The organism is Flaviramulus sp. BrNp1-15 (assembly GCF_022259695.1).
Lineage (GTDB): Bacteria > Bacteroidota > Bacteroidia > Flavobacteriales > Flavobacteriaceae > BrNp1-15.
On the sequence record NZ_CP092099.1, the window covers coordinates 1992016 to 2014149 of the forward strand.

General features: G+C 33.0%; 13 protein-coding genes. 10 read left to right on the forward strand and 3 right to left on the reverse strand.

Going from position 1 to position 22134, the window contains the following annotated elements; translation table 11 throughout:
• Position 1 precedes the first annotated feature (1 nt).
• The 7 genes from MBM09_RS08845 to MBM09_RS08875 all read left to right on the forward strand — a co-directional run bounded on the left by MBM09_RS08845 (position 2) and on the right by MBM09_RS08875 (position 9917).
• Positions 2 to 1003 carry a family 43 glycosylhydrolase gene (locus tag MBM09_RS08845; RefSeq protein WP_238673341.1) on the forward strand — a complete coding sequence of 334 codons (1002 nt, stop codon included), beginning with the start codon at positions 2 to 4 and terminating at the stop codon, positions 1001 to 1003.
• A 1-nt stretch (position 1004) separates the two neighbouring features.
• Complete coding sequence (locus MBM09_RS08850; RefSeq protein WP_238673342.1) at positions 1005 to 3035, forward strand: alpha-L-arabinofuranosidase C-terminal domain-containing protein; 2031 nt, start codon at positions 1005 to 1007, stop codon at positions 3033 to 3035.
• A 130-nt stretch (positions 3036 to 3165) separates the two neighbouring features.
• Positions 3166 to 4857, forward strand: a complete 1692-nt coding sequence (locus MBM09_RS08855; protein WP_238673343.1) for a ribulokinase — start codon at positions 3166 to 3168, stop codon at positions 4855 to 4857.
• A complete protein-coding gene (locus tag MBM09_RS08860) occupies positions 4841 to 5542 on the forward strand; it encodes an L-ribulose-5-phosphate 4-epimerase (protein WP_238673344.1) in 702 nt (233 codons plus the stop codon). Before MBM09_RS08855 ends, MBM09_RS08860 begins: the two co-directional genes overlap by 17 nt.
• Before the next feature lie 11 nt (positions 5543 to 5553).
• Complete coding sequence (gene araA / locus MBM09_RS08865) at positions 5554 to 7062, forward strand: L-arabinose isomerase (RefSeq protein WP_238673345.1); 1509 nt, start codon at positions 5554 to 5556, stop codon at positions 7060 to 7062.
• Positions 7063 to 7086: 24 nt separating this feature from the next.
• Positions 7087 to 8271 (forward strand): aldose epimerase family protein, encoded by a 1185-nt coding sequence (locus tag MBM09_RS08870; protein WP_238673346.1) that lies wholly within the window; start codon positions 7087 to 7089, stop codon positions 8269 to 8271.
• A gap of 23 nt (positions 8272 to 8294) precedes the next feature.
• The gene (locus MBM09_RS08875; RefSeq protein WP_238673347.1) at positions 8295 to 9917 is read left to right on the forward strand and encodes a sodium:solute symporter; all 1623 of its coding nucleotides are present in this window, start codon (positions 8295 to 8297) and stop codon (positions 9915 to 9917) included.
• Positions 9918 to 9986: 69 nt separating this feature from the next.
• Here the strand turns inward: MBM09_RS08875 and MBM09_RS08880 are convergent, their stop codons facing one another.
• The 3 genes from MBM09_RS08880 to MBM09_RS08890 all read right to left on the reverse strand — a co-directional run bounded on the left by MBM09_RS08880 (position 9987) and on the right by MBM09_RS08890 (position 15107).
• On the reverse strand, positions 9987 to 11903 hold the full coding sequence (locus tag MBM09_RS08880; RefSeq protein ID WP_238673348.1) for a glycoside hydrolase family 97 protein: 1917 nt from the start codon (positions 11901 to 11903) through the stop codon (positions 9987 to 9989).
• A 109-nt stretch (positions 11904 to 12012) separates the two neighbouring features.
• The gene (locus tag MBM09_RS08885; protein ID WP_238673349.1) at positions 12013 to 13167 is read right to left on the reverse strand and encodes an alpha-hydroxy acid oxidase; all 1155 of its coding nucleotides are present in this window, start codon (positions 13165 to 13167) and stop codon (positions 12013 to 12015) included.
• A 14-nt stretch (positions 13168 to 13181) separates the two neighbouring features.
• Complete coding sequence (locus MBM09_RS08890) at positions 13182 to 15107, reverse strand: sialate O-acetylesterase (RefSeq protein ID WP_238673350.1); 1926 nt, start codon at positions 15105 to 15107, stop codon at positions 13182 to 13184.
• Between the two features lie 348 nt (positions 15108 to 15455).
• Between MBM09_RS08890 and MBM09_RS08895 the strand changes: the two genes are divergently transcribed.
• The 3 genes from MBM09_RS08895 to MBM09_RS08905 are packed head-to-tail and all read left to right on the forward strand — an operon-like array spanning position 15456 to position 22048.
• Positions 15456 to 18551, forward strand: coding sequence for a TonB-dependent receptor (locus MBM09_RS08895; RefSeq protein ID WP_238673351.1), 3096 nt, complete (start codon positions 15456 to 15458; stop codon positions 18549 to 18551).
• Between the two features lie 11 nt (positions 18552 to 18562).
• Complete coding sequence (locus tag MBM09_RS08900; RefSeq protein ID WP_238673352.1) at positions 18563 to 20161, forward strand: RagB/SusD family nutrient uptake outer membrane protein; 1599 nt, start codon at positions 18563 to 18565, stop codon at positions 20159 to 20161.
• A 24-nt stretch (positions 20162 to 20185) separates the two neighbouring features.
• Complete coding sequence (locus MBM09_RS08905) at positions 20186 to 22048, forward strand: hypothetical protein (RefSeq protein WP_238673353.1); 1863 nt, start codon at positions 20186 to 20188, stop codon at positions 22046 to 22048.
• Positions 22049 to 22134 lie beyond the last annotated feature (86 nt).

Consider the following 22134-nt stretch of genomic DNA (forward strand, 5'->3'; position numbering starts at 1 on the left):
GATGAATAGTTTAGATAAAAATGCACCAATTGTAGAGCAACGTGCTGATCCGTTTATCTATAAACATACTGATGGTTATTACTATTTTACAGGTTCAGTCCCTACTTATGATAGAATTGAATTAAGAAAAGCTAAAACGATATCAGAATTACAAGATGCTAAAACATTTAATGTATGGCATAAGCATAAAAGCGGTCCAATGAGTCGTCATATATGGGCACCAGAAATTCATTATTTAGACGGAAAATGGTACGTGTATTTTGCTGCAAGTGAAGAGGAAGATATTTGGAAATTAAGACCTTATGTTTTGGAATGTCAAGGTCAAGATCCATTAAGAGATGAATGGATTGAGCTTGGGCAAATGCAACCTGCAGAAGGCGATAACAAAACATTTATTGATTTTTCTTTAGATGGGACTGTTTTTGAAAATAAAGGGAAGCGATATTTCTGTTGGGCAGAAAAAACAGGCGGACAATTTGCTGCTTCTAATTTATATTTAGCCGAAATGGAATCGCCAATTAAATTAAAAACCGTTCAATTCATGCTAACTACACCAGATTACGATTGGGAACGAATTGATTTTTGGGTGAATGAAGGTCCAGCTGTTATCAAAAATGAAGGAAAGATTTACATTACATTTTCTGCAAGCGCAACTGGAGCATGTTATTGTATGGGTATGATGGAAGCAGGTGAAGATTCAGATTTATTGGATAGGAATTCTTGGAAAAAATCCAGATATCCCGTATTGCAAACCGATGAAGAAAAAAGTATTTATGGTCCAGGACACAACAGCTTCACAGTAGATGAAAATGGAAACCCATTAAGTATTTATCACGCCAGAGATTATGAAAATGCAGTTGGTGACCCTGAGTTTGTTCCTAAAAGTGATAAAAGACCCCTAGAAGAGATTATTGCAGACCCATTATATGATCCAAACCGTCATGCAAGAATGATGGAAGTTAAGTTTGATGCTAACGGTAAACCAATCTTTCAATTTTATTAAGATGAAACAGTCATTTCTAAAACACACATTTTTTATAGGTTTAATAGTCAGTGGATTTGTTAGTTGTAAAGATAAGGTTGATGAAGAAAATGTATCTGAAACCACTTCAACTTCAAATAAAACTGTCAATCTAGTTGTCGATTTAAAAGATACAGGTATAAAAATTCAACCAACGATGTATGGTATTTTCTTTGAAGATATAAATTTTAGTGCTGACGGTGGATTGTATGCTGAACTTATTAAAAATCGTTCATTTGAATTCCCAGATGCAAAGATGGGGTGGAAACAACCAAATAGTGCTAGACCTTCATTAAATGGAAACTCAGGTTTTGCAAAAATCACCAATTATGTTACTCCAAAAGGAGGAAATAAAAAGTATAGCCATACAGTTGTTCATAATGATGATAATTATGAATTAATCAATGAAGGTTTTCGTGGAATTGGGTTAAAACAAGGAAAACGATATGATCTTTCCGTTATGATGGCACATAATGAAGGAATCGAAAAAATCAACTTTTCATTAGTTGATAGTACTGGTATTATTCTTGCTTCGACGGATTTTAAACCAAAAAATGACGATTGGAAAACTTATGAAGCGGTTTTAATGCCTAATAAGACAGAGGCAAAAGCAATGCTTAAAATCACATTTGAAGGTACTGGAAGTGTTGATTTGGATATGATTTCTCTGTTTCCACAAGATACTTGGAAAGGAAGAAAAAAAGGCTTAAGAAAAGATTTAGTAGAACTTTTAGATGACTTAAATCCAGGATTTCTTCGTTTTCCAGGAGGATGTATAGTAGAAGGACGTAGTCTAGCACAGCGTTATCAATGGCAAAAAACAGTAGGTCCTGTTTTAGAGCGCGAACTCTTAATTAACAGATGGAACAATTTATTTGATCATAGACCAGCTCATGATTATTTTCAAAGTTTTGGTTTAGGGTTTTTCGAGTACTTTCAATTATCCGAGGATCTGGGTGCAGAACCTATTCCAATTTTAGGTTGTGGGATGGCTTGTCAATTCAATACAGGGGAATTGGTACCATTGGAAAATTTAGATCCTTATGTACAGGAAGCTTTAAATTTAGTTGAATTTGCTAATGGAGATATTGAAACTCCATGGGGAAAACTAAGGTCTGAAATGGGTCACCCAGAACCCTTTAACATGAAATATCTTGGTATTGGAAATGAGCAATGGGGGCCAGAGTATTTTGAACGATATGAAGTTTTTGTAAAAGCCATTAGTGAAAAATATCCTGATATTATTATAGTCTCCACACCGGGTCCTTTTCCAGATGGAGATATGTTTGACTATGGATGGGAACAATTAAAAAGATTGAATGCTGCTCTAGCTGATGAACACTACTATAGACCACCAGAATGGTTTAGAGCTAATGCAGATCGTTATGATAGTTATGATCGTGATGGGGTTAAAGTATTTGCAGGAGAATATGCTGCACACCCAAAAGGTGTTGACAACGGGCCAAAAGAGAATAATTGGGATGCCGCATTATCTGAAGCTGCTTTTATGACTGGTTTAGAACGTAATGCCGATGTAGTTCATTTAACAGCTTATGCACCTTTAATGGCTCACGAAAAAGGATGGCAATGGGCACCTGATCTTATTTGGTTTAATAATTTGGAGTCTTATGGAACACCAAATTATTATGTGCAAAAATTATTTTCAAACAATCCTGGAACCGATCTTTTAAAAATTACTCAAAATGGTAAACCATTAATCGGTCAAAATGAATTATTTGCTTCCGCAGTAAAAGATGTAAAAACTAATAATCTCATTATAAAAGCTGTTAATACAAGTAAAGAGAATCAAACCATTGTTATTTCTACTAGTGGTACGCTATTAAAAGGAAAAGGAACGATTACAATTTTACGAAGTGATGATTTATTAGCTTTAAATTCATTTGAAAAACCTAATAACATCACTTTATTATCAGAAGAATTTGAAATAATAGATGAAAAAATAGTGATTCAATTAAAGAGTCAATCTATGAATGTGATTAAAATAAAAATATAAGTGTTATAAACACACTTATATAAATTTATAATTTATATTTGTTGTTTAATAATGTTAAAATGAAACTACATGAATTATTCTATTAGGAGAAAAATTATTATGTAGGCTAGATTCATAAATAAATAAATAAATGAAAACATATGTTATAGGATTAGACTATGGTTCAGATTCTGTAAGAGCTGTATTGATTGATACACAAAATGGAGCAGAGTTAGCATCAGAGGTTTTTTGGTATCCAAAATGGAAAGAACAAAAGTATTGTAACGCAGGAATTAATCAATTTAGGCAACATCCTTTAGATCATATAGAAGGGTTAGAACATACCATAAAATCTGTTCTTTCACAAAGTCATGTTTTACCAGAATCTGTAGTTAGTATTTGTATAGATACAACGGGCTCGTCACCGCTTCCAGTTACAAAAGAAGGAACACCTTTAGCTTTAGTTGATAGTTTTCAGGAAAACCCTAATGCTTTAATGATACTTTGGAAAGACCATACAGCTGTTAAAGAAGCCAATGAAATTAATGAACTATCAAGAAGTTGGGGAGGAGAGGATTATACGAAATATGAAGGTGGAATTTATTCTTCAGAATGGTTTTGGGCAAAAATTTTACACGTAACAAGAGAAGACAAGGCAGTAAAAGAAGCAGCATATACTTGGATGGAACATTGCGATTATATGACTTATATGTTAGTTGATAATCAAGATTTAGCCTCATTTAAAAGAAGTCGTTGTGCTGCTGGTCATAAAGCGATGTGGCACGAAAGCTGGGGTGGTTTGCCAGATAAAGCATTTTTAAGTCAATTAGATCCATATTTAGCAGATTTAAGAGATAATCTTTATGATGAAACATATACATCAGATGAAGTTGCAGGAAATCTAAATCAAAAATGGGCAGATAAATTAGGCTTAACTACTAATACTGTAATAGCAGTTGGTACTTTTGATGCACATTCTGGGGCCGTTGGGGCTAAAGTAAATAGACATGCCTTAGTACGTGTTATGGGAACTTCAACTTGCGATATTATGGTTGCAGACCAAGAGGTTATTGGTAGCAATTGTGTTAAAGGAATTTGTGGGCAAGTAGATGGTTCGGTTATTCCGGGAATGATTGGTTTAGAAGCAGGTCAATCGGCTTTTGGTGATGTCTTGGCTTGGTTTAAAAATGTATTAGATTGGCCAATTGATAATTTAGTTATGAAATCTTCAATCCTTTCTGAAGAGCAAAAGGAAAAACTTAAAGAAGAAATTGAAGCTAATTTTATAAGAACCTTAGCAGAACAAGCAGAACAAATTCCGTTAGAAGAAGCTGTTCCAATTGCTTTAGATTGGGTAAATGGTAGAAGAACACCAGATGCTAATCAAGAATTAAAAGCAGCGTTTACAGGCATATCATTAGGAACAAAAGCGCCACATATATTTAAAGCCTTAGTAAATGCGATTTGTTTTGGTTCAAAAATGATTGTAGATCGTTTTGAAAGCGAAGGTGTAAAAATTGACACTGTTATTGGTATAGGAGGTGTAGCACGTAAATCACCCTTCATTATGCAAACCTTAGCAAATGTATTAAACATGCCTATTAAGGTTGCCGAATCTGACCAAGCACCAGCTTTGGGTGCAGCTATTTATGCAGCAGTAGCAGCCGGAATTTATGATAATGTTGTTGAGGCTAGCAAAGTAATGGGTAGCGATTTTGAAGCCGAATATTTTCCACAAGCTAATTATGTAAAAACTTATGCAAACTTTATGAAAGACTATAAAAAGTTAGGTGAGTTTGTAGAAGAATCTATAAAATCAAAAGAATATGAGCACCAAATATAAATCACTTAAAGAAGAATGCTATGAGGCAAATATGCAGCTTAATGCGTTAAATCTTGTAGTATATACCTTTGGTAACGTAAGTGCTGTAGACAGAGCTAATGGTGTATTTGCTATTAAGCCTAGTGGAGTGCCTTACGAGACTTTAAAACCAGAAGACATAGTAATTTTAGATTACGATAATACTATTATTGAAGGTACAATGCGTCCTTCATCAGATACAAAAACACATGCTTATTTATATAAAAATTGGGATGATATAGGTGGCGTAGCACATACACATGCCAAATTTTCTTGCGCATGGGCACAAGCACAAAAAGATATACCAATTTTTGGAACAACACATGCAGATCATTTAACAGCAGATATTCCTTGTGCACCACCTATGAATGATAGTTTAATTGAAGGAAACTACGAGCATAACACAGGAATTCAAATTTTAGATTGCTTTAAGGATAAAAAATTATCACACAAAGAAGTAGAAATGATTTTAATTGGAAATCATGGTCCTTTCACTTGGGGAAAAAACGCAGCCAAAGCCGTATATAATAGTAAGGTTTTAGAAGTTGTTGCGGAAATGGCGTATTTAACACTACAAATTAATCCTGATGCGCCACGATTAAAAGATTCATTAATAAAAAAACATTACGAACGTAAGCATGGTAAAAATGCATATTACGGACAATAAATAGTAAGAAAATGATTGATATTTCAAATAAAGAAATTTGGTTTGTAACGGGTAGTCAACATCTTTACGGAGAAGAAACTTTAAACCAAGTTGCAAAAAATTCACAAGAAATTGCAAAAGGTTTTGATGCTTCAAATCACATTCCTGTGAAGGTTGTTTTTAAGCCAACCGTAAAAACACCAGCAGAAATTACAGCTTTGTGTGAGGCAGCAAATGCATCAAAAACATGTATTGGTATTATCACTTGGATGCATACTTTTTCACCTGCAAAAATGTGGATTGCAGGTTTAAATATTTTAAATAAACCTCTATGTCACTTACATACACAGTTTAATGCAGAAATTCCTTGGAATGACATCGATATGGATTTCATGAATCTAAATCAATCTGCTCATGGAGATCGCGAATTTGGATACATTATGTCACGTATGCGTAAAAAACGTAAAGTTGTTGTTGGACACTGGAAGGAAGAACGCGTGCATAAAAAAATTGGCATTTGGTCGAGAGTTGCTCTTGGTTGGGACGAAATGAGAAACTTAAAAGTAGCTCGTATCGGAGACAATATGAGAGAAGTTGCAGTAACCGAAGGTGATAAAGTTGAAGCTCAAATTCGTTTTGGGTTTTCTGTAAATGGTTATGATTCTTCAGATGTTGTTGAAAAAATAAATGCGGTAACAGATCAACAGGTATTAGATTTAATTAAAACTTACGAAGCAGAATATAATCTGTCAGATAACTTAAAAGCAGCTGGAAACATGAGAAATTCTCTAGTTGAAGCTGCAAAAATAGAAATAGGTTTACGTGCTTTTTTAGATGAAGGTGGTTTTAAAGCCTTCACAGATACGTTTGAAAATCTGGGTGATTTAAAACAATTACCAGGTTTAGCAGTACAACGTTTAATGGCTGATGGTTACGGATTTGGTGGCGAAGGCGACTGGAAAACCGCCGCAATGGTAAGAGTTATGAAGGTGATGGCGCACGGTTTAGAAGGAGGGACTTCGTTTATGGAAGACTATACATATCACTTTACACCCCAAAAGGCTTATGTTCTAGGGTCTCATATGTTAGAAATTTGTCCAACAATATCAGATGCAAAACCATCTTGTGAAGTACACCCATTAGGTATTGGAGGAAAAGCAGATCCTGTGCGTTTAGTTTTTAATTCACCAGAAGGACCTGCAATAAACGCTTCTTTAGTAGATATGGGTAACCGTTTCAGGTTGATTGTAAACGAGGTAGAAGCTGTAAAACCAATGGGAGATTTACCAAAATTACCTGTTGCACGTGTGCTTTGGGATGCAAAACCAGATTTAGATGTCGCAGCAACCACTTGGATTTTAGCAGGTGGCGCGCATCATACCGTGTATTCTCAAGCAATAACAACAGAGTATATGGAGGATTTTGCAGACATAACTGGCATTGAACTATTAGTGATAGACGAAGATACTAAGGTGAGAAACTTTAAAAATACAATGAATGCTAACGAAGCTTATTTTAATATGTTTCAGCATCGCTTATAACAACAACCAATAAACTAATTAACCATGAAAAGCTTAAAACCTGTTCTATATTTTCTTGCGTTCACTTTGTTTGCAAGTTTGAACATTCAGTGTAAAGAATCAAAAAAAGATAAAACATCAGAAATGCCAGAAAATATTGTAGAAGATAAACTGGTAATAGAAAAATCTGAATTTGGTAAAACTGAAGATGGCACTGCAATAGAACAATACACATTAATAAATGCTAATGGTGTTGAGATGAATGTGATTACTTATGGAGGTAGAATTACATCATTAAAAGTACCAAACAAAGAAGGTAAATTAGAAAATGTAGTCTTAGGCTTTGATAATATTGAAGATTACCAAAAAGATAATCCTTTTTTTGGTGCATTAATTGGTCGTTTTGGCAACCGAATTGCCAAAGGAAAATTCACTCTTGAAGGTGTAGAGTATACCTTAGCAACAAACGATGGTTCTAATCATTTGCATGGTGGAGTCAATGGGTTTGATCGGGTAGTTTGGACAGCAACACCAATAGAAGGAAAAGAAAACTCATCTCTAAAATTAACCTATATGAGTAAAGATGGAGAAGAAGGTTATCCTGGAAATTTAAATGTATCAGTTATCTATAAGTTAACTAAAGATAATGCTGTTGAAGTAACTTATGAAGCAACTACAGATAAAGCTACAGTTCTAAACTTAACCCAACATGCATATTTTAATTTAACAGGAGATTTTTCAAAAGATATTTTAAATCATGATGTGGTTATTGATGCTGATGCGTATTTACCAGTTGATGCAACGTTGATTCCAACAGGAGAAATTAGAAAAGTAGAAGGAACACCTTTTGATTTTAATTCTGCTAAAAAAATTGGAAAAGAAATTAACGTAGATAACGAGCAGTTAAAGCGAGGACAAGGTTACGACCATTGCTGGGTATTAAATGGTGAAAAAGGAAATATGCGTTTTGTAGCCTCAGCTTACGACGAAACTAGCGGTCGTTTTATGGAAATTTTATCTGAAGAACCCGCAATACAATTTTATACAGGTAACTTTTTAGATGGTACATTACCAATGCCAAATGGTGGGAATTATGACCACAGGACTGGGTTTTGTTTAGAAACGCAACATTATCCAGATTCTCCCAATCAGAAAGATTTTCCATCAACGGTTTTAAAACCAGGAGAAACCTATTCAACTAAAACAATATTTAAATTCTCAACTAAATAATTAATAAACTAACTATACTAATTATGCAAACTTTAGATTTATATGATTGGATAGCAATTGTCTTTTACTTTTTAGTATTAGCAGGGATTGCTGTTTGGGTCATTAGGAAGAAAAACACAACTACCGAGGATTATTTCCTTGCAGGAAAAAATGTTGGATGGTTTGTAGTGGGCGCTTCCATTTTTGCATCTAATATCGGCTCAGAACATGTTGTAGGACTAGCAGGAGCAGGGGCAGGAGATAAATTACCAATGTTAATTTACGAAATTCAAGCCTGGGTTGTATTAATGCTCGGTTGGATATTTCTTCCTTTTTATGCACGAAGTGGCGTGTTTACTATGCCAGAATTTTTAGAAAAACGTTTTGATGCACGTTCGCGTTGGGTGCTTTCTGTTTTTTCAATAGTTGCTTATGTGTTAACTAAAATTTCTGTTACTATTTACGCAGGAGGTATTGTAGTTTCAGCATTATTAGGTATTGATTTCTGGACAGGTGCACTTGCAACAGTAATACTTACAGGGATTTACACCGTTTTAGGAGGTATGCGTGCAGTAGTGTATACCGAGACATTGCAAGCGGTTTTGCTAGTTATTGGGGCAGCAGCTTTAACTATTATAGGTTTAGATAAAGTTGGTGGTTGGGCGAGCATGACTCAAACTGTTTCACCAGAATATTTAAATATGTGGCGTTCTATGGACGATCCAGATTTTCCTTGGTTACCATTGTTAATAGCGAGTACTATTACAGGTATTTGGTATTGGTGTACAGACCAATATATTGTACAACGTGTATTAACTGCTAAAAACATAAAAGAGGGTAGAAGAGGAACTATTTTTGGAGCTTTTCTAAAGTTATTACCTGTATTTTTATTCTTAGTACCTGGTATTATTGCTTTAGCATTAAAAATGAGAGGAGAATTACACTGGGATTCCCCAGACCAAGCTTTTCCTGTGTTAATGAGTAATTTATTACCATCTGGTTTACGTGGTTTAGTTGCAGCAGGTTTATTAGCAGCATTAATGAGCTCATTAGCATCGGTATTTAACTCTTGTTCTACATTATTTACAATTGATATTTATAAAAAATTAAGACCAAATACTCCTGAGAAAAAATTAGTAAAAACAGGTCAAATAGCGACAGGTGTCATTGTGGTAATAGGAATGTTATGGATTCCTGTTATGGCAAATATTTCTGGTGTATTATATGAGTATCTGCAAAGTGTGCAATCGTACATTGCACCTCCAATTACTGCGGTGTTTTTGTTAGGTATTTTCTCTAAACGAATTAATGGTACAGGTGCATTTGTTACCTTAATTGTAGGCTTAGTAGTAGCAGCTATAAGAATTGTTTTAGAGCTTGTTAAGGATTCGTTTAGTCAGGATAGTATTTTATATTATTTAGGTGATATGAACTTTTTATCATTTGGGTCTTGGTTCTTCTTATTCTGTATCATATTAATTATTGTAGTAAGTTGGTTAACGCAAGCACCAAGTGAAGAAAAAGTAAAAAACTTAACGTTTGTAACTATTTCTGAAGAAGAAAAATCTAAAAATAAAAGCAGTTATAACTGGGTAGATGTAACTATATCTATTCTTGTAGTACTGGTAGTGATAGCAGTAATGTTATTTTTTAACGGAAAATCTTAAATTTATTGAGTTTATTTATGATTGATTGTTAAATCGGGATATGAAATCATATCCCGATTTTTTTATATGCTAAAATGTCATTACAAACCCTCCATGAGGTTGTAGTTTAATAGTTTTAAGATTGTTACTGTTAATATCAATTTTATTGAAATTACCGTCTTTATCAGTTATTAAAACACCATTTTTATTTTTTATGAAAGATAAATCTAAAGCAATATTTTTCTCATCATTCTCTCCATTTATACCTACAACAAACCAAGTATCACCTTTTCTCCTAGCCATTACAACATCTTTACCAGGAAATCCTGAAACAAATTTACTTTCATCCCAATCTACAGGTATGTCTTTTAAATAATCAATTATATAATCAGGTTGTTTTTGCATGCCTTCCGGAATTTCAGCAATATGTTGAATACCTGAAGTAAATAAGACTGGTAGAGCAAGTTCAAAAGCTTTTGTTGTTTTTCTCGTAATATTTGGAATAGTATCTAGAGCCATTGGTGTAAAATCCATTGGGTCGAAAACATTTCTAGTAAAAGGAAGCATTGTACAGTGACTTGGCTGTAAATCTGCATTTTCCTGAACAAACGTTACAAACTCTTCACCTTTTATAGATTCCATAGTCATCAAATTAGGATAGGTGCGTTGCCAACCACGAGGAAGCGTTGTACCGTGAAAATTAACTAGTAATTTATATTCAGCAGCGTCTTTTAAAATATCGTGGTAGTATTTAATCATAGATTGTCCATCACCACCAAAAAAATCAATCTTTACACCAGAGACACCAATATCATTTAGCTTTTTAAATTCAGTATTACGATTATCTTTTGTTATTAATTTGCTTTTGGGAGTATATGGTGTAGTATTCCAGCTTCCTGCAGAGTTATACCAAACTAGAACTTTTACATTTTTAGTTTTGGCATATTTAGTTAATTCATGCATCTTTTCATACCCTATTTTACGATCCCAGTCTGCATCAATCAAACAGTAAGGCCAATTCATATTATTAGCGTAATCAATAAATTTTTTAGAGGTTTCAAAATTGGTAAAATCGTCTTTTAATAAAACCCAGCTCCATGAGGATAGACCACCTTTTACAAAATTGGTGTCCATATCAATAGCAGGATCAGCTAAATCAGTACCCAAAGTACTTTCTGTAACCGTTGGTAAATCTCCTAAAGCAATAATACGCCAAGGTGTTTCCCATGGTGTTTGTGATTCAGGGTTTAAAGCTCCGTTGGGAAAAACCTCTTCTGGTTGAGGGAATGTAACTTGTAATGCTTGTTCAGTGTTATTGTATTTAAGCCTAGTACCACAATAGTTTTCTTTTAATCCAGTTTCTGAAACAAGAGCCCAAACACTATCATTCTTAAAAAGAGCAGGGTATACCCAACCTTCACCAATTGGAGATTTTGTATCTAAATTTATATCCATTAAATAATTTTCTTCATAAGAAGGATTGGTATTACTCCAACCTGTTTTGGCTTTTGCCATGGGTTGTAACCAAGCTTTGGTATTAGATGTGAAATTGTAGGTTGTTTTTTCTTCAATAATTTTTTTTATGTCTGAACTAGTTTCTGGAAAATAATATTTAAAAGCAAACCCATCATGCGATAAATTGAAAATAATATCCATTAATATTCCTGTTTCATTTTGCATATGAACAACATATTGATTGGCTCGATATGAATTATTCTTTCTTTTTCCATGAAACAATGTGTAATCATCTTTTATTGGGTTTGGACCTGTTATTTCTATAATTTCTAGATTGCTATAAAAATTTGAGTCTTCTCTAATAATTCCTAAAAGTGATGAATCTATTATAGTTTTATTTTTATAAAATACTTTGTAAGTTGGAGAATTATTTGAGTTGAGCTCAAAATTAACTTTTATTGTTTTATCTGAATTTTCAAAAAAAGTATCATCTTGTTTTTTACTACAAGACATAGTAATTATTAAAAGTAATAGAAGCGTATAGGTTTTCATAATAAGTGTTTTTTATACACTTATAAAAATAAACAAATATTTCATTTATTCTATAAGTAATAGAGTTAATTAATAAGAAAGCTATTATTGTTAGAAAGAAACTACCTTTTTATTTCATTTTAATGAGGTGATTAGGGAAGTCTTCAACTTTTTTGCAACAAATTTGTTCCATAACTTGTTGTAATTGTGTTTTTAAAATTGAAATAGTGTGATTTCCCCCTTGATTACCCAAAGCAGAAACCCCATACATAAAACTTCTACCTAAAAAAGTAAATTCTGCACCACTTGCTAAGGCTCTGGCTATATCTGGTCCAGAACGTAAACCGCTATCCATCATTACTTTAATTTTATCTCCATACGTATTAGCTATTGGTACTAATGGTTTAATAGTTGATTGACCAGCATCTAATTGTCTACCGCCATGATTGGATACAATAATGCCATCAAATCCTAATCTTATAGCAGTTTGTGCATCTTCTTCTGTGGCAACGCCTTTTAGGACTAATTTACCTTTCCACATATCTCTAATTGGCTTAATTTTTTCTTCATTTAACCTTCCTGAGAATGTTTCGTCCATAAATTTTCCTAATTGTTTTAAATCTAAACCTTTAGGCATATATGGTTTTAAAGTTTCAAAATTTGGTTGTCCATGTTTTAGTGTTTTAAGTGCCCATTCAGGTCTTTTAAGAACTTGTAAAATATTATTCAGAGACATTTTAGGAGGCATTGCTAAACCGTTTCTAATATCTCTAGGACGATAACCAAAGGTTGGTACATCGCAAAGTAAAACTAACACAGGATATTCAGTTTCTGAAGCTCTCTTAATAATATTGTCTCTTAAACTATTTTCGGCGGGATGATATAATTGAAACCAAGCTTTCCCTTCAGTAATTTCGGCAATTTTTTCAATACTGCTTGTTGTTACAGTACTTAAAACAAAAGGAATATTATGATCAAAAGCTGCTTTTGCTAATATTTCTGGAGAATTAGGCCACATTAATCCTTGTAAACCAACAGGAGCAATACCAAAAGGAGCATCATATTCATGTCCGAATAAATTAGTCTTCATTTCGGACTTTATGTGGTTGTTAAGATAGTATGGTTTTATTTCAACTTCTCTTATTTCGGAGGTGTTTTTATCTAGATTGACATCTTCGTTACAACCGCCATCTAAATATTCAAAAGCAAACTTTGGTATTTTCTTTTTGGCTTTAGCTCTTAAATCTTCAATAGAAGGGTATTTAGAATTATATTCAATTTTCATAACCAAAACTTTAATTATTCATCTGTTTTAAATGGAGTTGCTGGTAACCCTTCATTATTATATAAATTGGCATCGTCTGGGTTATCTGCCCATGCATAACGAACATATTTAGGTTCTTTGATAGCATCACTCCAAACAATAACCTTATTATCTTTTATTTCTGCTTTTGCCCAAACAAAATTTTTATCGGCTCCGGCAATGGTAAAGCCTTTTACATAACCATATTTATCTGTGTTATTAAGTCCGCTTTCTGTATAATTAAAAGTAATTTCAATTTTGTTTCCATTAATTTCTGAGCTTTTGTATGTTGGTCCAGAGTAAAGAATATTTTCATTGTATGCTAATTTTCTAGCTCCTAACGATAGCCTATAACCAACGTCTTTTTTATTTCTAGGATGTATGTCATCGGCATCACCTATATCAATAATTACTGCTTCTGCTGTATTTGGAAGTTTAAGAGTACTTGACTGCGAAGCTCTTAACAAAGCCCAATTACTTGGAGTATTAGGTTCTTGAGCTTGCATAAAATTGGCTAATTGAACCCATAAAAAAGGAAAATCGCCTAAATTCCAGTCGTTACGCCATTGTTTTATCATTTTAGGGAAAAGTGTAGCGTATTCTTTGGACTCAGTTTCGTTATTTGCATTAGATTCTCCTTGATACCAAATAGCCCCTTTTATTGGGAAATTTAATAGCGGATAAATCATTTTATTATACAAAAGTGTTGGTACTTGGTTAACACCAGTAAAAGGCTTGCTATAGGAGCCAATTTTAAACTTCCATGTTTTGGCAAGCGATATTTTTTTGTCTGAAGTTTGAAAAAACAGGTCTTCAGGATTTCCATAAATACCACCACCGCCGCCAGTATCATGTACTTTTACGGTTATAACATTATCACCTGCAGTTAAATATTTAGAGTCTATAGTGTATATACGTTTTGTGTCGTATTGCTCAACAGTTTCACCAATTTTTTGTCCGTTTATCCAAACATAATCAGAATCATCAACCATACCTAAGCTTAGCGTAGCGCTATTGTTTGCTTGTTCTTTGGTAAGATTTAAAGTAGTTCTATACCAAGCAATGCCATCAAAACCATTATAGCCTTGACTTTCCCATAGTTGAGGAACATTTATGCTAACCCAATCGCTTTCATTTAAATTAGGTTTTACCCAAATGGCTTCTCCATTAACAGTGCCTGCGTCTTCTTCTGTAAGATATGGGAATTTGGTTTTTAACTCTGAAGCCATTTTAAGAAACGCTTCGTTTTGTTCTTTTTGTACTTCTTCAAGAAAAGCTTTAGGGTTTTCTATATTAAGTGTTTTGGCATTCATCCAAGGTTCAATTCTGCTGCCACCCCAAGTAGAGTTTAATAAACCAATAGGAACGTTATGGTGTTTTCTAATGTTTTTTGCAAAATAATAACCAACAGCTGTAAAATTGCTTACTGTGTTTGGTGATGTTACTTCCCAAGTTCCACCGGCTAAAGTTTTTTCAGGACTTTCTGCTGATGATGTTGGAACTTTAAAGTGTCTTATATAAGTATCATTAGCAATAGCAATTTCTTCTTGAGCATTATCGGTTTTTATTAAAGGCCATTCCATATTAGATTGTCCAGAACAAATCCATACATCTCCAACTAAAATGTTATTATAAGTTATGGTTTCTTTACCAGAACTTATTGTTAAAGTATAAGAGTTGTAACTACCTTTTATAGCAGGAAATGTTACTTTCCAATCCCCATTTTTATCTGCTTTAGTTTTTAGTGTTTTTTTATTAAACTTTATTTTAATTTTTTTACCTGAAGTATATGTACCCCAAACATTAATATTATGGTTTTGTTGAATGACCATATTATTAGAAAAAAGTTTTGAGGTTTTTAATTGAGCAGATAGATTATTAACTATAAATATTATTGAAATTAAAAAAAGATATTTTTTCATAGTTTGACCAGTTAGATTAATTGTAATAGCTATAAGTTGGTAAAATTCATTTTCTTGTTATTATAATTTTTCAGAAGAAATTATATTTTTAAAAAGAGAATTTGAATCTATTTTAGTTAACGAATGTAAAAATATTTTTTTTAGAAAATTGGATTTTTAACCCTAAATACCGCTAAATTCAATAATAAAAATTCATGTTTTCCCTGATTTTTAAATTTAAGGCAAAAAAAGTATCATAACTCGCAAAATATTGTTTAGTTGGGATTATGTTATTAAGGTAAATTTATATCATAATTAGCTCACAATAAATTTTTAATTAAAAACTAACTAAACTAAACTAATTTGAGTATGAATAAAATTGACTTTAAAGAAGGTATTTTCTTTAAAAAGAATTACCTATCTCTATTGTTTATGTTATTAATGTCTTTTGGTTATTCTCAAACAATAACTGTAAAAGGAGTTGTAACATCAACAGTAGATAATTTGCCACTTCCAGGTGTAAACATAGTTGACCTGAATTCAAGTAAAGGGGTATCTACAGATTTTGATGGAAATTATGAAATATCTGTCCCTGCCGACACACAATTACAATTTAGCTATCTAGGTTTTGTAACAAAAACTATAAGTGTTGATGGAAGAACACAAATAGATGTTGCACTAACAGAAGATTTAAATAGTTTAGAAGAAGTTGTGGTTGTTGGTTATGGCACACAAAAACGAGCCTTAGTAACTGGTGCTAGTGTGCAAGTAAAAGGTGAAGATTTAGCAAAAATGAATACTTCTAATGCTATTCAAGCTTTGCAAGGGCAGTCGCCTGGTGTACAAATAACATCAACATCTGGTCAACCAGGAGAAAGTTTAAATGTAGTAATAAGAGGTTTGGGTTCTACTGCAGGAAGTACACCTTTATACGTTGTAGATGGTATTTTAACCGGAGATATTTCTTATTTAAACAATTCAGACATTGAGTCTATATCTGTTTTAAAAGATGCTGCATCTGCTGCAATTTATGGTTCTCAGGCATCAAATGGTGTAGTATTGGTAACTACTAAAAAAGGTAAAAAGGGACAAGCAGCACAAATCACTTTCGATCAGTTTTACGGTCTTCAGTCTGTAGCAAGAAAAATAGATTTGTTAAATACTAAAGAGTATGCTACAATTATAAACGAAGCAGCAGTTAACTCTGGTAAAAATCCATATTTTACTAATGCTGAAATAGCTGCATTAGGTGCAGGTACAACTTGGATGGACGAAATGTTTGTTGATAATGCGGCAACAAAAAATTACTCTGTTGGTATAACAGGAAGTTCAGAAACTTCGGTTTACTCATCTTCACTATCTTATTTCGGACAAGAAGGTGTTGTAGGTGGTAAAGATTTATCAAGCTACGAGCGATATAATTTTAGATTCAATTCAGAACACAAATTATATAAAGACATTGTAACTTTTGGTGAAAATTTAAGTTTTGCTTATATAAATAATAACGGTATTGGTGTTGGTAATCAATACAACAACTCTTTAAGAAGTGCTTTTAGAGTTAGCCCGTTATTACCAATGTATGATAGTGAAGGTAACTTTTATAACACCACAGGGGATAGTGCTCCATGGTTAGCTGGTTCTGCAAATCCTTATGCAGAAATGTTTTATAACAACCAAAACGAGAACAACAATCAAAAGCTTTTAGGGAATATCTATTTACAAATAGAGCCTATTAAGAATCTTACTTTTAAAACCACATTAGGTTTAGACTATTATGCTGGTGAAGGTCACTCATATAGTCCTGTTTACGAATTGTCTATCTATTCAAATAGAATACAAGACAACACCAACCAAAGTATGAATAAAGGTAAATCTTTAACATGGGATAATTTGCTTACCTATAAATTTGATGTATCAGAAAATCATCATTTTGAAACTATGGTTGGTTCATCTTCTATAAATTTTGATGGGACTTATATAAATGGTTCTAATGTTGACAATGTTTTAGGAGGTTTAGATTATGCTTGGTTAGATAATACAACCAATAGCGAAGGTGCTCCATTAATGAATATAGGTGGAGGAAAGTCTGAAAATAAGAGAATGTCTTATTTTGGAAGACTTAACTATAACTTTAAAGAGAAATATTTAATTAACACGACATTTAGAGCCGATGGTTCTTCAAACTTCCATCCAGATAATCAATGGGGTTACTTTCCCTCTGTATCTGCTGGTTGGGTAGCTTCTAAAGAAGATTTTTTAATTGATTCTAATACAATTAATTTTTTAAAGTTTAGAGCAAGTTGGGGACAAGTAGGAAACCAAAACGTTGGCGCTTTTCAATTTTTAGCACCTATTCAAACCTCAACAACTAATTACACTTTTGGAAATGAGGAAGGTGTTTTAACACCAGGAGCTTACCCAAATAGATTGCCAAATAAAGATTTAAAATGGGAAACATCAGAACAAGTAAATGTTGGTTTTGATGCAAGATTATTAAATAATTCATTAAATGTAAATTTTGATTGGTATAGAAAAACCAATAAGGATTGGATAATTTTAGCACCAATTTTAGCAACTGCAGGAGCAGATGCACCTTATATAAATGGAGGTAATGTAATAAACCAAGGTGTTGAATTAGCATTAAATTATAATTATAGTAATGAGGATTTTAGTTATAACATTGCTGTAAATGGCGCTTACAATGATAATAAGGTAGGAGAAATACCGACATCAGATGGAATTATTCATGGAGCTACTAACCAATTATATGATAATGCTCCAGAATTCTATAGAGCAGAAGATGGTTTTCCTCTTTGGTATTTTTGGGGTTATGAAACAAATGGTGTATTCCAAAATCAGCAACAAATTGATGATTATGGTGCACAACCAGATGCTGCTCCAGGAGATATAATTTATAAAGATATAAATGGAGATGGTGTAATAGGTGATGCTGATAAAAAAATGATTGGAGATCCAAATCCAGATTTAACTTATGGCTTTTCTTTCTCAGCAAACTATAAAGCATTCGATTTTTCTGTTTCAGCAAATGGTGTTGCAGGAAATCAATTAGTGCAGTCTTATAGAAATCCTGGTGGCTTTGGTAATTATACGTCTGCTATCTTAGATCGTTGGACAGGTGAGGGTTCTTCTAACACAATACCAAGAGTTACTGAAAACGGTAGTAATTTTTCACAATTTTCAGACTTATATGTTCAAGATGGTGATTTTTTAAGAATAAATACTGTTACTTTAGGTATGGATTTAGCAAAACTAAATACTAGTGAAAAATTCTTCGCAAAAGAATTTAGAGTTTATTTTTCAATTTTAAACTTACACACGTTTACGAAATACGATGGTATGGATCCAGAAGTTGGGTTTGGTACGGGAGGAACTTCATCTGGAGTAGATATTGGTTATTACCCAAGACCTAGAACGTTCATGATGGGATTAAACGTTAAACTTTAAAAAAAATTAAAATGAAAAATACATATATATATATCATATTGTTAGGGGTGTTATCGTTAAGCTCATGTAGTTTAGATACACAACCGTATACACAATTAACAGATACCAATTTTTATTCAAGTCCAGATGATGCGCTTACAGCATTAATAGGTTGTTATGATGGTATGCAAGTAGCAACCGGAGCATCTGGTACTGGATTACCTGTAGCAAGCGAGGTTTTTTCAGACAATTGTTTTGGAGGAACTGGAAATGCTGATGGATACAACTATGCAGCATTAGATGAATTTGATATTTCTCGTGCACCAAGTTATGTAGATTTATTTAACGGCAATTGGGTAGCTTATTACAAGGCCATATACCGTTGTAATGTATTATTATCAAAAATGGATCAGATAGAATGGGGTGACGATACAGCAACTAAAAATGCGTATGAATCTGAAGCTAGATTTATTAGAGCTTATATTTACTTTGAGATGGTTAGATTATGGGGTAATATTCCATTATTAACAGAGCCATCTACAGACAATATTCCGCAAGCAACACCAGATGAAGTATATACAGTTATTGCAGAAGATTTACTATTTGCTGCTAATAATTTACCAGATGGAGCTTATAGCACTATAGATAGTGGTAGAGTAACAAAATGGGCAGCAAAATCATTACTTGGTCGAGTGTATTTATATTATACAGGTTATTATGGAGCATCAGATTTAGTTGGAGTTATATCTCAATCAGAAGCATTAACACATTTAGAAGATGTTATTTCATCTAGTGGACATGGACTTGTAGATGATTTTGCTTCTTTATGGCCAGTGTCATCTGCACATGCAGGAGTAGAGTATTCTGGTGAAGATAATGAAGAAATCGTTTTTTCTATAAGATATACTTATACTAGTGATTATAATGGAAATACAGATGGAAACCATTGGTTAGTAATGTTCGGTATGCGAGAGTTCACATATTTACCTTATGGAAATGGTTGGGGAGTTACAGTTAATCCAAAACTTTGGAATGCATATAACGATACAGATACTAGAAAAACTGCTACTGTTATTTCTGTAGACGATGAAGCAATTCCTTTTGATAAAATAGATAATCAAAGAGAATATACAGGATATTACAATAAAAAATATACGCCAATGTCTATGGTAGATCCAGAAACTGGAGAAACAGTGTCTGCGGTAACTCAATTTGGAGTAACAGATTTCCAAATCAATCAATTTCAAGATTATGTAGTATTAAGATACTCAGATGTGTTATTAATGGCAGCAGAACTAGGTAGTGGAAATGCACAATCTTATTTTGATGAAGTAAGACAACGTGCTTATGGTAGTAACTTCACATCAATTAATGTATCTCAAGACGCTATTATGAATGAGAGGCATTTAGAATTTGCACTAGAAGGTGTAAGATATTGGGATTTATTAAGACAAGGAGTAAATACAGCTGCTTCTACTATTGCAGAAACAACAGACTTATTAAGTGGTGGAGTAACCGAAACCAAAACAATAAATGCTGCTAATATAATAGAGACAAATGGGTTACAACAAATTCCTAATACTCAAATAACATTATCTGATAACGTATTAAAGCAAAATGCTGGGTGGTAAAAACTAAAAAAATTAATGAAAAAAATGAAAAAATTTAAAACATTATTAAGAGCATTTTTATTGATGCTTAGCATTGGTTTCATATATGTGTCTTGTGAACCAGATAACCATGCCTTAGGTAAAACACTTGATAAATCTGAAATTGAATTTGAGATAGTACAAGATTTTGCAGTAGATCCAGGTGGAAATACCGTAATAATGACTAATCAAACTCCAGAAGTAACTTTAACTTGGGACTATGGTACAGGTAGATCAAACAAAAAAGTTGAAACTGTAAAATATGCTTTTAAAGGTGATTATACCATAAAAATTCTAGCTGTAACAGCTGGTGGTATAGTTGAATTAGACCCAGTTACAATTACGGTTACTGATGATAATTTAAGTTATGTAGACGATCCACTTTGGACAGCTTTATCAGGTGGTGTGGGTAACTCTAAAACTTGGTATTTAGATTTAGATGCTGAGGGAACCTCTAAATATTTTGGTGCTCCAATGGCATTCTCAGGTAACGAATTAGGATGGGAAAAAGAGTGTGTCGGAAATCCAGATGATGGTTTATGTTGGATATGGGAACCAGAATTAGCAGGAAACGAATGGATTGCAGATCCAGGTGATTATGGATACATGACATTTAGCTTAGATGGAGGCCCATTTGTTGAAGTAAACCACAATTTTACAACAACAAGAGGCACAGAAAATGGTACTTATTTTCTTGATGCTGATGCTCATACATTAACACTAACTGATGCGGCTGTATTACAAAACTCTTGGGCAGATAATGATGTTGATGACTGGTCTAATTACCAAATATTAACGCTAACAGAAGATGCTATGCAACTAGCTGCATATCATAATTCAAAAGAAGAATTTGTAATCTTTAATTTTATTTCTGAAGAATATAGTGATAATTGGGTACCACAAGATTTACCAGACCCTAATCCACCTATTGATTTAGATGGAGATACGGTTGATGTTTTATTATCTACAACTACAACAACTAGTAAAACTTGGTATTTAAGTCCAGATACACCATTTAACTGGACAGATTTAGAGGGTAACTTTTTAAATAACTGGAATTCTGTTGAAGATTATGAAGCTGCAGGGTGGCCAGGATATACTTCTGCAGATCAATCTATTGTTGTTGAAAATAAGATAACATTTTCAAATGATGGAACAGTAAGCACGATAGATAGTAATGGTGTTGAAATGGCAGGTAATTATTCTACAACTACAGATGGGACTAATATTATAACATTTACAGATATTACTCCAAGTTTTCCAATTGGAAGTTCTTGGGCAACGGTTTCAACTACTGCGGAAAATCAATGGAAAATTGTAAAAACACTTAAGACAGATGGCATTGTTAAAGATATATGGTTTGGTAAGCGAGATCCCGATAAGAGTGAATATATGGTATTTCATTTCGTTTTAGAAGATGATTCTACTGGAGGAGAAGAACTTGAAGGAACTGAGGTTGCATTTGATAATTCAAAATTACTTTATGGAGATCTTGAAGGAAATGGAAATTTAAGATTAGAAATATATAATGAATTTGGAGGAACCATAAGCGACCCTGGCATAAATCCAGCTGATCTTTCTTTTAGTGAATCAATTGAAGTTACTTTTACGCTTAGTGGAATTACATTAAATAGTGGAGCTGTAGGATCCTATGATGGTTCAATATATTATGCAGATGCAGATTGGTCACCTAATGGTAATGGAGCCATTACTAATGTAACAGGAGATGGAACATATACTGTTTCATATGCACCAGGAACTGCTGTTGAAGGTGTTATTGTTTTTATAATAGATATGGCAGGTATGGGAACAGACATTGCAGATCTTTCAGCAGTAACAGCAACAATTGATAGTATAGTAATTAAATAAATTATAACACTTTATTCATAATAAATCCACTATACTATATTGGTATAGTGGGTTTTATTACTTACAATATTTGTATTAGTACAAAT